This is a genomic window from Bradyrhizobium yuanmingense (assembly GCF_025200905.1).
GTDB classification, from domain to species: domain Bacteria; phylum Pseudomonadota; class Alphaproteobacteria; order Rhizobiales; family Xanthobacteraceae; genus Bradyrhizobium; species Bradyrhizobium yuanmingense.
In genome coordinates, this window is record NZ_CP104173.1 from 4,729,845 (window position 1) to 4,743,248 (window position 13,404).

Annotated in this window: 12 protein-coding genes; 3 read left to right on the forward strand and 9 right to left on the reverse strand. The window is 64.0% G+C overall.

Annotated features, from left to right (window positions below):
- The first annotated feature begins 79 nt into the window (after positions 1 to 79).
- The gene (locus tag N2605_RS22395) at positions 80 to 907 is read left to right on the forward strand and encodes an isocitrate lyase/PEP mutase family protein (RefSeq protein ID WP_260343232.1); all 828 of its coding nucleotides are present in this window, start codon (positions 80 to 82) and stop codon (positions 905 to 907) included.
- Here the strand turns inward: N2605_RS22395 and cynS are convergent.
- The 4 genes from cynS to N2605_RS22415 form a co-directional block, all read right to left on the reverse strand.
- The gene (cynS, locus tag N2605_RS22400) at positions 894 to 1,382 is read right to left on the reverse strand and encodes a cyanase (protein WP_025037304.1); all 489 of its coding nucleotides are present in this window, start codon (positions 1,380 to 1,382) and stop codon (positions 894 to 896) included. The two genes, N2605_RS22395 and cynS, sit on opposite strands and share 14 nt — an antisense overlap.
- A gap of 75 nt (positions 1,383 to 1,457) precedes the next feature.
- Complete coding sequence (locus tag N2605_RS22405) at positions 1,458 to 2,381, reverse strand: ABC transporter ATP-binding protein (RefSeq protein ID WP_225114226.1); 924 nt, start codon at positions 2,379 to 2,381, stop codon at positions 1,458 to 1,460.
- A 5-nt stretch (positions 2,382 to 2,386) separates the two neighbouring features.
- The gene (gene ntrB, locus N2605_RS22410; protein WP_036027853.1) at positions 2,387 to 3,226 is read right to left on the reverse strand and encodes a nitrate ABC transporter permease; all 840 of its coding nucleotides are present in this window, start codon (positions 3,224 to 3,226) and stop codon (positions 2,387 to 2,389) included.
- A gap of 154 nt (positions 3,227 to 3,380) precedes the next feature.
- Positions 3,381 to 4,760 (reverse strand): CmpA/NrtA family ABC transporter substrate-binding protein, encoded by a 1,380-nt coding sequence (locus N2605_RS22415; RefSeq protein WP_225139758.1) that lies wholly within the window; start codon positions 4,758 to 4,760, stop codon positions 3,381 to 3,383.
- 160 nt (positions 4,761 to 4,920) lie between these two features.
- On the opposite strand from N2605_RS22415, the gene N2605_RS22420 reads away from it, so the two are divergent.
- Positions 4,921 to 6,846 (forward strand): sigma 54-interacting transcriptional regulator, encoded by a 1,926-nt coding sequence (locus tag N2605_RS22420; RefSeq protein WP_260343235.1) that lies wholly within the window; start codon positions 4,921 to 4,923, stop codon positions 6,844 to 6,846.
- A gap of 8 nt (positions 6,847 to 6,854) precedes the next feature.
- Here the strand turns inward: N2605_RS22420 and N2605_RS22425 are convergent, their stop codons facing one another.
- Genes N2605_RS22425 through N2605_RS22435 form a run of 3 tightly spaced genes read right to left on the reverse strand, consistent with a single transcriptional unit; the run spans position 6,855 to position 9,472 of the window.
- Positions 6,855 to 7,733: a sulfurtransferase gene (locus tag N2605_RS22425; RefSeq protein ID WP_260343236.1), complete on the reverse strand. Its 879-nt coding sequence runs from the start codon at positions 7,731 to 7,733 to the stop codon at positions 6,855 to 6,857.
- A 48-nt stretch (positions 7,734 to 7,781) separates the two neighbouring features.
- Positions 7,782 to 8,894 (reverse strand): acyl-CoA dehydrogenase family protein, encoded by a 1,113-nt coding sequence (locus N2605_RS22430; protein WP_260343237.1) that lies wholly within the window; start codon positions 8,892 to 8,894, stop codon positions 7,782 to 7,784.
- Between the two features lie 35 nt (positions 8,895 to 8,929).
- Positions 8,930 to 9,472, reverse strand: a complete 543-nt coding sequence (locus N2605_RS22435; RefSeq protein ID WP_036012963.1) for an OsmC family protein — start codon at positions 9,470 to 9,472, stop codon at positions 8,930 to 8,932.
- A 247-nt stretch (positions 9,473 to 9,719) separates the two neighbouring features.
- Between N2605_RS22435 and N2605_RS22440 the strand changes: the two genes are divergently transcribed.
- Complete coding sequence (locus N2605_RS22440; RefSeq protein ID WP_036012964.1) at positions 9,720 to 10,367, forward strand: TetR/AcrR family transcriptional regulator; 648 nt, start codon at positions 9,720 to 9,722, stop codon at positions 10,365 to 10,367.
- Between the two features lie 159 nt (positions 10,368 to 10,526).
- On the opposite strand, the gene N2605_RS22445 is transcribed toward N2605_RS22440, so the two are convergent.
- Entirely contained in the window at positions 10,527 to 12,212 is a 1,686-nt protein-coding gene (locus N2605_RS22445) for a tetratricopeptide repeat protein (protein WP_036012965.1), read from the reverse strand.
- Between the two features lie 215 nt (positions 12,213 to 12,427).
- The gene (locus tag N2605_RS22450) at positions 12,428 to 13,336 is read right to left on the reverse strand and encodes a LysR family transcriptional regulator (protein ID WP_109143213.1); all 909 of its coding nucleotides are present in this window, start codon (positions 13,334 to 13,336) and stop codon (positions 12,428 to 12,430) included.
- Positions 13,337 to 13,404: the final 68 nt, after the last annotated feature.

Below are 13,404 nucleotides of genomic sequence, written 5' to 3' on the forward strand. Positions count from 1 at the left end.
GATATCTCACAGAATAACAAATTTGGCGGATGACGGAAGTGCGCCTAAAGCTCGTTGGGACAGACAATGGAGACGAGCCATGACGAGCCAGTTGGACAAGGCGAGAGCGTTTCGCGCGTTGCACGAGCGGCCCGGTGCCTTCATCATTCCCAATCCATGGGATGCCGGCACCGCGAAGCTGCTCGCGGCGATGGGCTTCGAAGCCCTGGCCACTACGAGCCTCGGGGTCGCCAACATGCTCGGCAGCAGCGGCGTCAGCCTCGACGTCATCCTCGCCAACGCACGCACGATCGTCGAAGCCACCGACCTGCCCGTCAGCGTCGATCTCGAGAATTGCGGCGCACATGAGCCGAGACGCGCCGCCGAAGCTATTCGGCGTGCCGCAGACACTGGCGCGGTGGGCGGCTCGATCGAGGATTTCAGCGGCGATCGCGATCGCCCGATCTACGACTTCTCCCACGCCGTCGAGCGCGTCCAGGCCGCGGTGGAGGTGGCACGCGCGCTGCCCATTCCGTTCACGCTGACGGCGCGGGCCGAGAACTTCCTGCACGGCCGCAAGGACATCGACGATACGATCCGCCGCCTGCAGGCCTTCGAGGCCGCCGGCGCCGACGTCCTCTACGCGCCGGGCCTGTACGATCTCGCCACGATCAGGACGGTGGCGTCCTCGGTGGGCAAGCCCTTCAACCACGTGATGGGCTTTGCCGACCCGACGCTAACCGTCGAGCAATTGTCCGCCGCTGGCGTCAAGCGCATCAGCGTCGGCGGAGCCATGTCGCGCTACGCGCTCGCAGCGTTCCTGAACTGCGCGCGCGAGATGAAGGACAAGGGGTCCTTCACCTACATCCGCGAGATGGCGCCGGTCGGCGAGCTGCGCGCCGCCTTCGCCGCGGTCACTCCTCCTTGAAGCCATACTCCGGCACGTTGCCGCTGGCGCCGTAATATTTATACGGCAGGAACTTGCCGCTCATGGTGATCTTGACGCGGTCGCCCTTGGGGTTGGCGACGCGTTCGATGCCCATGTCGAAGTCGATCGCCGACATGATGCCGTCGCCGAACTCCTCCTCGATCAGCGCCTTCCAGGCCGGACCGTTCACCATCACCATCTCGTAGAAGCGGTAGATCAGCGGGTCGGTCGGCGGCATCGGCGTGCCGGTGCCGCGCATCGGCACCTCGTTGAGCATGGCAACTTCCGCCTTCGACAGGCCGAACAGCTCGCCGGCATTGGCAGCCTGCGGCTTCGTCAGCTTCATCTGGCCCATGATCGCACCGACGATCAGCACCTCGGAATAGCCGCCGATCTTTTCGCAGATGTGCTTCCAGCTCCAGCCCTTCTCGCGCTTGATGTCGAGCAGTTTTTCGGTGAGGTCTTCGCGTTTCATGTCGGGGTCTCCTTTCAAAAGCATGATCCGGAAAAGTGTGAAGCGGTTTTTCCGTGGATCATGCGTCTACAGAAATCAGGCGCTCAATCCGGGGTTTGTCCCCGGCATCCTGGTCTGTCGCGGCTCTTCGCCGCTTGATGCGATCGAGAGCCCGGGCTTGCCGATCTGCACCGTCGGCACGTTGCGCGGATCGTGATCCGGCTTTTCAGTGGTAAAAGTCTTGCTGCGCGTCACCAGGAAATCGATGATGTGGTTGCGCAGCGCGTAGTACAGCGGATGGCGGTGCAGGTCGGTGCGGCCGCGGTCGCGCGGCAGCGGGTTCTCGACCACCTCCGCCAGCACCGCGCCGGGACCGTTGGTCATCAGGAAGATCTTGTCGGCGAGATAGATCGCCTCGTCGACGTCGTGGGTGATCATGAACGCGGTCTGCCCGGTCTCCAGGCAAATCCGCCGCACCTCGTCCTGCAGCGTGCCGCGCGTCAGCGCGTCCAGCGCCGAGAACGGCTCGTCCATCAGCATCATCTTCGGCGTGATCGACAGCGCCCGTGCGATGCCAACGCGCTGCTTCATGCCGCCCGACAGCTCCGAGGGACGCTTGTGCTCGGCGCCGGAGAGGCCGACCAGATCGATGAACTTTTGCGCATGCGCCTTGACCTTGGCGCGGTCCCAGCTGCGCCATTTCGAGCTGACGGCATATGCGACGTTGCCGAGCACCGTGCGCCAGGGCAGCAGCGCATGGCTCTGGAAGATCACGGCGCGGTCGAGGCTGGTGCCCGAGATCGCCTGACCGTCGACGATGACCGCGCCCTCGCTCGGCGCATCGAGCCCGGCGAGGATGTTGAGCACCGTGGTCTTGCCGCATCCGGAATGGCCGATCACGCAACAAAACTCGCCGCGCGCCATCGAGAGCCAGAGGTTCTCGAAGATGGTGGTCGTCGCGCCGCCCGCACCTGGATAGCGCTTGGCGATGCCTTCGATCGAGATGAACTTGTCGGTCATCGCCTCTACTCCGGAAACGTGACCATGCGCGTGAAGCGCGCCAGGATCTGGTCGAGCAGCATGCCGACGATCCCGATCAGGAGGATCGCGATGATGACGTTGGTGATCGACAAATTATTCCACTCGTTCCAGACGAAGTAGCCGATGCCGGTGCCGCCGACGAGCATCTCGGCAGCGACGATCACGAGCCAGGCGATGCCGATCGAGATGCGCATGCCCGTCAGGATGGTTGGGGCCGCTGCCGGCAGGATCACGGTGAAGGCCCGCCTGACGGTGCCGACCTCGAGCGTGCGCGCGACGTTGATCCATTCCTTGCGCACGCTCGCGACGCCGAACACCGTGTTGAGCAGCATCGGCCAAATCGAGCAGATGAAGATGACGAAGATCGCGGAGACCGAGGAATCCTTAATTGTGTAGAGCGCGAGCGGCATCCAGGCCAAAGGCGAGATCGGCTTCAAGACCTGGATGAACGGATCGAGCGCCTTGCTCAGCAGCGGCGACATGCCGATCAGAAAGCCGAGCGGGATCGCCACCAGCACGGCCAGCAGATAGCCGGTGCCGACGCGCGCAATGGAATAGCCGAGCTGGATGCCGAGCCCCTTGTCGTTCGGCCCGTTGTCGTAGAACGGCCGCTTCAGATGCTCCCAGAGCTTTGCGCCGACATCGAGCGGCCCGGGCATCGCCGATTTGCCCTGCGTCGCCGTGAGGCCCATCAGCTTGGCGTATTCCGGGCTCATCGTCGCCGTCGTGCCGGTCGAGCGTGTGGCGAGATGCCAGATGCCGAGGAAGGCGGCGAGCAGCACGAGGGAGACGAGGCCGGCGCGGAGGCGGAGGGAGGCGGTCATCTCCCTCTCCCCGTTCTTACGGGGGCGCGACGAGCTTCGCTCGCGCTGAGAGGGTCGGGGTGAGGGGCCTCCCTCGACACGTGAGATTGTCGAGGCACCTGTACCCCCGACCTCTCCCCGCAAGCTGGGCGATGTGAAGATAGAGCGCGGGCCATCACGACGCCTTCCTGATCTTGAAGCTCGCCAGATAGTCCTCCGGCTTGGCCGGATCGAAATTCTTGCCCATCACCGCGAACGACTTGTAGGCACTCGCCGGCGGTGTGAGGCCCATCTCGGTCATCAGCTTCTTGGTATCGGTTGCCAGATACACCTGCTCGGCCACCGCCTTGTAGTCGACGTCGCCCTTGATCTGGCCCCAGCGCTTCATCTGCGTCAGCATCCAAACCGCAAAGGACTGCCAGGGGAATGGATCGAAATCGACGCGCTTGGGATCGGTCTTCACCCCGCCGAGGCCGTCGGCATAGGTGCCGGTCAGGACCTGCTCCAGCACGGTGACAGGCGCGTTGATGTAGTTCGCAGGCGCGATCGCCTCGGCGATCTGCTTGCGGTTCTCGGCCTTCGAGGCGAAGGCGGTGGCATCGACGATCGCCCGCGTCAGCGCCGCGAAGCTGTTCGGCGCTGACGTGATGAACTCGCGGCTCGCAGCAAAGCTGCAGCAGGGATGGCCATCCCAGATCTCCTTGGAGAGCAGATGCATGAAGCCGACGCCGTCATAGATCGCGCGCTGGCAGATGTTGTCGGGCGCGAGGAAGCCGTCGATGTTGTCGGCACGCAGGTTCGCGACCATCTCCGGCGGCGGCACCGAGCGCAGCTGCACGTCGGTATCGGGATCGAGACCGTGCTCGGCGAGGTAATAGCGCAAGAGGTAATTGTGCATGGAGTAGTCGAAGGGGATGGCGAATTTCAGCCCCTTCCAGTCCTTCGGATCGCGCTTGTCCTTGTGCTTGCTCGCCAGCACGATGCCCTGCCCGTTGATGTTCTCGATGGCCGGGACGGTGAAGGGAATCGCGTTGGCGCCGAGCCCGAGCGAGATCGCGATCGGCATCGGTGCCAGCATGTGCGCGGCGTCGTATTCCTTGTTGATGGTCTTGTCGCGGATCACGGCCCAGCCGGCGGTCTTCACCACTTCGACGTTGAGGCCGTGCTTGGCATAGAAGCCCATTGGCGCTGCCATGATGATCGGCGTCGCGCAGGTGATCGGGATGAAGCCGACCTTGAGGTCCTTCTTCTCGGGCGCGCCGGCTTGCGCGAACACCTCGGTCGCCGTCTTCATCGGGAAGAATTGCGACAGCGCCGCGAGCGCGGTCGATGCTCCGACCGACTTCAAGAACGCACGCCGCGCCACGTCCTGCGGAAACATCGCGCGCATCAATGCGGAGGCGACCACGCCCTCGTAGCGCTGCTCTTCGCTTGCGACCGGCTCGCAATGCAGCGCCGTCGCCTGCTCATGCTCAGCTGCGGAACGATGCTGGCCGCAAACACAGCCGGCTCGAAGCTTGCGATCGGGATCAAACGGATTGTCGAACGTGGACATCGGCCCTCCTGCGCGTCAATGCGAGAAGGAATTACGCAAGGAGCATGCCACCGACGAAGAAGCGGACATTGCCTTGATGACGCAGCATTTTCACCCGCGCTTGGCCGCTACGAAAACTCGTGATAAACGAGATTTCGTAGTTCAATTACGAGATTTCGCAATGGCAACGACGCCAATGCCCGTCCACGACGAGGTGGCCCCCGTCATCGACCCCCGCATCGCGGCGTTCGAATCCTCGGTCGAGGCGATGCTGCTGGTCGATCCCTACGGCGACCAGATCGTCGATGCCAATCCCGCCGCCTGCGCCCTGCTCGGTTATGACCGCGCTTTGCTGCGGCAGACCAGGGCCAGCACGCTCCACGCCGGCGAGCTTGCCGCCCTCACTGTCTTCACCCAGGCCGTGCTGCACAAGGGCGCCTACTGGACCACCGCGCTCAATCCCCGTCACGCCACCGGGCAAGATCTCAAGCTCGAATATGCCGGCTGCCTGCTGCCGCATGACGGCCGCACGCTGCTGCTGCTGACGCTGACCGACCTCGAAGCCCGCCGCCGGCGCAATGTCGATGCTGCCGCCGAAGACCACATGCGCGGCGGCATCTCGACCTGGCAGCGGGTCGAGCGCGTGTTCCAGGACATCGAGCGCGAGAACCAGCTGATCCTGCGCGCCGCCGGCGAAGGCATCTATGGCGTCAACGCCGAAGGCAAGACCACCTTCGTCAATCCCGCGGCCGAGCGCATGCTGGGCTGGACCGCCGAGGAGCTGGTCGGCAAGGAGATCCACCCGATCGTCCACCACACCCATCACGACGGCCGGCACTATCACAACCACGACTGCCCGATCTATGCGGCGTTCCGCGACGGCGCCGTGCACCAGGTCGACGGCGAGGTGTTTTGGCGCAAGGACGGCTCGCCGGCCTGGGTCGAGTACACCTCGACACCGATCCGCGACCGCGGCGTCGTGGTCGGCGCCGTCGTGGTGTTTCGCGATGTCAGCCAGCGCCGCGAGGCCGCCGAGAAGCTGCACGCGGCCCTTGCCGAGGTCGACCGCTTGCGCGAGCGGCTCGAGCTGGAGAACGCCTATCTCCAGGAGGAAATCCGCATCGAGACCAACCCGCGCGGCATCATCGGGGGAAGCGAGGCGATCCAGAAGACGCTGCGCCAGGTCAAGCTGGTGGCGCCGACCACCGCGGCGGTGATGATCACCGGCGAGTCCGGCACCGGCAAGGAGCTGATCGCGCGCGCCATCCACGAGGATTCCACGCGCAGCGACCGGCCGCTGATCCGCGTCAATTGCGCGGCGATCCCGCGCGAATTGTTCGAGAGCGAGTTCTTCGGCCATGTCCGCGGCGCCTTCACCGGTGCGACGCGCGACCGCATCGGCCGCTTCGAGCTCGCCGACGGCGGCACGCTGTTCCTGGACGAGGTCGGCGAGATCCCGCTCGAGCTGCAAGGCAAGCTGCTGCGCGTGCTGCAGGAAGGCCATTTCGAGCGCGTCGGCGAGGCGCGCACCCGCGCGGTCGACGTCCGCGTCATCGCCGCGACCAACCGCGATCTCAAGCAGGAGGTGCAGCGCGGCCGCTTTCGCGAGGACCTCTATTTCCGCCTCAACGTGTTTCCGATCGAGACCGTCCCGTTGCGCGAGCGGCGCGAGGACATTCCCCTGCTGGCCCAGCATTTCCTGACGCGCGAGAGCAAGGCGCTGAAATCGAACCTGCGTTTGTCGGAGGGCGATGCGCGGCGTCTGACCCGCTACGACTGGCCCGGCAATGTCCGCGAACTGCAGAACGTGATCGAGCGCGCGGCGATCCTGTCGCAGCACGGCCGCCTGCGCATCGATCTGCCCGATGCCTCAGGCGCACAAGCGCCTCCCGGCGCCGCCCGTCAGAAGCCCGACGCGCGCCCAGCGATCATGACGTCGTCCGAAATGCGCGACCACGAGCGCGCCAACATCCAGGCCGCGCTCGAGGCCTCTTCCGGAAAAGTCTTCGGCCCCGGCGGAGCCGCCGAGATTCTCGACATCAAGCCGACCACGCTGGCCTCGCGGATCAAGGCGCTGGGAATCGCGCCTCGTCCGCGGGCCATGTGATCGCGCGCTCAGGCTGCCTTGGTGGTGACGTCCGATGCGATCGGCAGACCCTGCTCGATCGGCAACGACGGATCGCGCGACCATTCGTTCCAGGAGCCGAAATACATCCGCACGTCCTTCACGCCGGCGTTCTTCAGCGCCAGGAAGGTGTTCGAGGCGCGCGCCCCCTTGAAGCAATAGAGATAGACCGGCGTGGTCTGCGAGATGCCGACGGTGGCGCATTCGGCCAGAATCTCGTCCTTGGATTTGAAGCGCGGGCCTTCGGCGGTCGGCTTCATCATCCGATACCATTCCAGCCACACGGCGCCGGGAATGCGGCCCTTGCGCGGGCAGAAATCCTTGCCATACGGGGACGAGCTGTCGCCGATCCACTCGTCGACGTCGCGGACATCGAGGATCGCGAAGCCCGGCTTGCCGACGGCGGCCAGCATGGTCTTGGCATCGATCAGGATCTCGCCGGCTTCGGGCACGATCGGGAATGAGGCCTTCACCGGCATCGGCACCTCCTTGGTCACCGGGAAGCCTGCAGCCGACCAGGCGTCGAAGCCGCCATGCAGCACCTTCACCTTGGGATAGCCGAGCATGGTGAGCAGGTAATAGCCGCGGCAGGACTGGCCGAAGCCGGAGTTCATCGACTGTTCGTAGACCACTGCCGTCTCCTTGCCGGAAAGGCCGGCAGCGCCGAACGCATCGGCGAATTTCGTCTTGAGCTCGGCCATGCCTTCCGGCGTCGAGGTTGCGAGGAACGTAAAGATCTCGTGCACGTTCACGGCGCCCGGCAGATGCCCGGCGGCGTAAGCATCGGGATTGCGGGTGTCGATGACGACACAGGGTTCTAGCTTCAAGAGATCGGCGAGTTCGACGGCAGTGATCAGAACGTCAGTCATGGCAGCCTCTCCGTTGAGGTGGTGGGTCTTCGGGTGGACTCGCAAAACTCAGAAATCGGCGAGCATCTTGCGCAGCTGCTTGGTAGCAGGCGTGACGATCGCGACGAAATAAGCCTCGCGCAGGCGCCGCTGCGCGCGGTGGCTCTTGAGGTAACCTCGCGCGCCACAATGCAGCATCGCCGCATGCGCCGCCGCGACGCTGGCCTCGCCGGCGCGAAGCCGGAGCGCGATCACCTTGCGCCAATAGGTCTCCTCCTCGTTGTAGGGATCGCGCGCCAGCGCCATGGTCTCAGCCTCGAGCTCGGCGGCGAGCTCGCGGAACTGCACCGGCTGCTGCGGCAGATAGCGGTTGATATGGCCGAGGGGATTGTCGACCTCGTCCATGATGTTGATGCAATCCTTGATCACCCCAAGCGCCATGCCAGCCTGGAGCAGGATGAAGCCGGCCCGGATCTTCTTGACGAAAGGCGCGGCGGGATCGGCGAGGATCAGCTCATCAGGCACGAAGGCGTCGCGGAACTGCACGCCATAGGTGCCGGTGCCGTCCATCGCGAGAAACGGCTTGCACGGCGTCAGCGTGATCGCGGGGTCGGAGCAATCGGCGAGGAACATGACAGTCCCCTCGTCGTCCTCCCGCTCGAAGATCGTGCCGAAATAATGGTCGGGGCCGAGATTGGAGACCCAGGGCAACGCACCGCGCACGATGTAGCCGCCCTCGACCTTGCGGCCCTTCAGCTTCAGCTTTTCGATGCCGAAAAAGCTCTTCATGGGATTGGAGAGCCCGGTGCCGCCGAGCACGCGGCCGGTCGAGAACGCATCGCCGAAGCGCTTGGCGAGCTTCACATTGGTGGAATTCGCCGCGTACCAGACCAGCGTATTCTGGCACCAGGCCATGAAGGCCGTCGCACCGCAGACCTCGCCGACCGCCGCCATCGCCTCGATCGCGCAGCGCAAATCGGCGGGGCCGCCGTGCGGCACGTGGCTGCCCCACGCCCCGACTGCGCCGAACTTGCGCAGCACCTCGGCCGGATAGACCGATCCGTCGTCGATGCCCGCCGCGAGCGGCGCGAGCTCTTGGCGTGCGATCCGCGCCACCTCGTCCGCAATGGACGGTGCGGGCTGATCCAGAACGTCGGCCTGCGATAAAGCCAGTGAACCCATGATCGTCTCCCGCACCCTGTCCTGATTGCCGTCTGCTAGATGCCGACCTCGAGATTGACCGGCCGGGTGAAGGTGTTGGCGACCGGCGACCATTTCTTCACATGGGCGACCAGCGCGTTGATCTCGTCCGGCGAGATGCCCTCGCATTCCATGTCGACCTTGACGCGGACATCGGTGAAGCCGACCGGCTTGTCGGAGGTGTCGCCGGTGCCCCAGACCGCGGTGATGTTGAGATCGCCTTCGAGCTCGAGCTCGAGCTTGTTGACGATCCAGCCGCGGTGCACGGCGTTGGCATGCAGGCCGACCGCGAGGCACGAGCCGAGCGCGGCCAGCGAGGCTTCCGACGGATTGGGCGCGGTGTCGTCACCTAAGAGACCCGGCGGCTCGTCGACGATGTAGGGCTGCAGGTTGCGGATGTAATTGGCGTGGCGGAATTTGCCCTCCGCGACCGTCTTGCACTTCAAGGTCTTGATGACCTTCGGGTTTGCCTTGCCGTTGGCAATCAGTTGCTCGAGCCCGTTCTTGTCGATGGGCGCGAGGCACCCCGTCAGCACTGTCTTCTGAACGACGGCAGTCATCAATCTTCTCCCTGGCAGAAGTGGAAATCGGCAGGATACCGAACGGTCTGTTTCCTTGCATGGAGCGTGCCAGATCTCGCGAAAAACAAAAGGCGAGGCTTTGGAGCCGCTTAAGCGTCGCTGCCTGCAGATTGGTCAGCCCACTCCTGCTCAAAGGCGGAGCAGACGCGCGCGCGGATGCGAATCTTTTCGGCGCCGAACAGATGCGGCTTGCTGATGCGAGGCGGCTGCGATTAAGTTGTCGCTCATGGCAAAGCCGTCATCGAAGAAGAATCCGCCCCACGCCGCTGCCGGCGACGACGAATCCGCACGCGGGCGCCTGCTCAGCGCCGCAACGCATCTGTTCTGCAAGAACGGCATCAACGCTACCGGCATCGATGCGATCATCGAAGAGGCCGGCACCGCCAAGACCACGCTCTACAAATTGTTCGGCTCCAAGACCAACCTCGTCAACGCGGTGCTGGAGAGCGAAGGCAAGCAATGGCGCGAATGGTTCATCGGCGCCATGGAGCAAGGCGGCGGCGATGCGCAGGCGAAACTCACGCGCATCTTCCCCGCGCTGAAGAGCTGGTTCGCCGAAGAGCGCTTCTACGGCTGCCCCTTCATCAACGCCGTCGGCGAGCACGACAAGGATGCCAAGCAATTCCGCAACATCGCGCTGAAGCACAAGAAGATCGTGCTCGGCCACATCGAGAAGCTCGCCGGCGAGCTCGGCTCAGCCGAGCCCGCTGTGCTGGCGCATCAGCTCGGCCTCATCATCGACGGCGCCATCGTCGCCGCCATGATCTCGCGCGACCCGGCCGTCGCGGATACCGCGGCGCTTACGGCAGGCCCCCTGCTCGGCCAGGCCAAGGCGAAGAAGAAGCGCGCGGCGGAGCAGTTGGAGGCCGTGTGACGGTTCTTGCTTCGTAAAGGGGACACTGTCCCGGATCGCGCTGCGCTCCATCCGGGCTACGATGACTTCGTAGGGTGGGCAAAGGCGCGACGCGCCGTGCCCACCATTCCGTCTCAACTGTAAGCTTTGATTTGCCCGCCTACGGACCCGTCCGCTCGATCAGCGGCTCGCTCGCAGCGCGGCAAGCTCGACGTCGGCGGCCGACTTCTCGATAAAGGTCCTCGGGCAATCGGCAGCCGCCTGCTCGAACAGTTTTAACGCCTCTTCCCTGGAGCCGCTCTGCAGGGCTCGCTCGGCAATATAGAAATTCGCCTCGCAGACCTGCCCCTTCTTCTTCGCCGGGTCGGCATCGTCCGCTGCGCTGCGCACTTGCTCCGGCGTCGTCGTACCCAGGAAGAGGTTGACGACCGGCGCGGGCCATTTCGTCGCGTCGAGCCGCTTTGCAGCCTCGCTCAGCCGGCTCGGTTGGTCGCTGCGCCTTGCAACAATTTCGCGCCAGATGACTGGATAGGCACCTTTCGGATCGAGCTCGATCGCCTGATCCAGATCGGTCAACGATTGGGCGAAGGAAGCGGTCTGCCAATAGAGCCTCGCACGATGAAAGTAGGCGCGCGCATCCTTGGGATCGAGCTGCACGAGTTGATCGTAGTCCTCGAGCGAGCGGCCGAAGTCCCCCTTGGCCTTGTACGCGTTGGCGCGGAGCCCGAATGCATCCTTATCCTTGGGGTTGAGGCGTATCGCATCATCGAAGTCTGCGATAGCGCGGTCAAGCTCCCCTTTCGCGTGGTAGGCCCCACCCCGAGCGCGGAGCACGGGGCCATCCGTGGACGCGAGCGCAATCGATTCACCTGCGACGGACGCAGAAATGGGATCTGCATCCTGACCTTGAAGCTGACTCTGCCGATCGCCGGTGTTTCCTTGACCCTTATGTGCCAGCTGGATCACCTGATTGTAATCGGCAATGGCGCGATCGTAATCACCCTTTTGAAAATAGGCGACGCCCCGGCAACCATAGGCAGACCGGCTCTGTGGGTTTAGCTCGATGATCCGGTCATAGTCGGCGATCGCGCGGTCGAGTTCACCCAGTTGAGAAAAGGATTCGGCTCGGAAGTAGTAAAAATTCTCGCTTCTGGGTTTGATCTGGATGGTTTGATCCAGTGCGGCCAACGCGAGCTCTCTCTTACCCTTTGCGAAGTAAACTCGACCGCGGCACAATTGGCCTCCACCGTTTTGCGGGCTGATCTCGACCGCACGATCGCAGTCAGCCATGGCCCGATCGGGATCCCCATTCCGGACGTAAGAGAGGCCTCGTTCGACATGCGCTATGACATTGTCCGGATGAATCAGAAGGGCCTGATCATAATCGGCGATGGCACGGACGAAGTCGCGTCTCGCCGAATAGACGTGAGCACGTCCGATATAGGCGTAGGTATTCTTCGGATCGAGCTCGATCACCTTGGCATAATCAAGCAGCGCAGCCTCGGGCTCTCGCTTTTGGATCAGCGCAGAAGCCCTCGCGATGCGGGAGTTCAGATTGCCCGGATCGCGCTCAATGATCTCGTTGTAGTCCGCTATCGCAAGGTCGATCTCGCCCTTCTGGCGGTAGAACATGGCGCGGCGGAAGCGCGCCATGACCACACCTTGCTGCATGCCCGTCCCCGCCGCCTGAATGATGGCGGTGCAGCCTGCGATCCTGTCATCGAGGCTGAAATTGCCGACCGCGTTACACTTGGAAGCCAACGGCATTTCCGCGCGAGCGCCTGACATTTCGAGCAAGGCCGTCAGCGCCACAACACCGAAGCTTGCTGCCGCACGAACTCCTGCGCGGCCGATCCTTCCAAACATGCAGTCCCCACTCAATTTCCAGAGACTTCATAGCAACCAATCTTGTCTATGCACAGCCCTTGGTTGCGCACTTGCAGGCGACGGGTCCGTGCGGCCCGATGCTCAGGCCGACTTGGCCATCATCCCCTGAAGCCGCACCAGTTCCGCCTCCAGATCACCGCTCCACATCCACTGCCCTAATGTCGAGCACGCGACGCGCCTCGAGCCGTGTCCGCCTACGCCTCGGCGATCTGCAACAAGGCCTCGCGAAAAGCCAGCGCGGCTGGTCCGAGCGGCTGGTCCAGCCGGTGCGCGAGATAGGCTTCTGCGGCAACCTGGCTGCGCCGTCCGAGGGCGGTGGTGGCAAGGCGCACGAGGCGCCTTTCCCTCAGATCGCGCTCCACCAGCCAGAACGGCAGGCGGCCCCAGCCGAGACCGGCGAGAATCATCGCATGCTTGGTGTCCTGATTGGTGACCCGGCAGGTCTGGGGCGAAAGCACACCGAACATGCGCCCTTCCGTCAGCGGCGTCGGATCGGACAGAACGATCTGCAGATGATCGGCCAGATCCTGAAGGCTGATCCTGTTGCGCGATTGCCGCCTCGCCAATGGGTGATCGACGGAAACGACGGCAACCTGCTCGACCGACGAGATCGCCTCGAGTGCGATCCGCGGATCGCGAAAATCCTCGCCGACCACGATCGCAAGCGAACTGCGCTTGTCGATCAGCGAGGCGATCGGTCCACCCAGCGGCTCGACCGCAAGCCTGATTGAAACCGAGGGATAGGCAGCGCGCATCTTCGTCAATGCCGCGCCGACCATGCCGATCGGAAACAACGTGTCGATTGTCAGGGAAAGCTCGAGTTCGACTCCCTCGCCAAGGCCCCGGGCCCGCGCCCGCATCGCATCGACCCTGAGGAGAATGTCACGCGCGTTGGCGAGCAGTGACTGCCCCTCGGGCGTCAGGACCGGCCGATGACCCGTGCGATCGAACAGCGCAACACCCAGTTCGGCCTCCAGATTGGCGATGGCATGGCTGATGGCGGACTGAACACGGGACAGCCGAGCCGCGGCCGCCCGGAAGCTCCCGCATTCCGCCACCGTCACGAATGTTCGCAACTGATCTAGCGTCAGCACGTCCAGCATGATCTATCCAATCGATCGAACTCATCGATCTTATCGCGCTACCGCTGATCAAGCACAGACCTATTTTG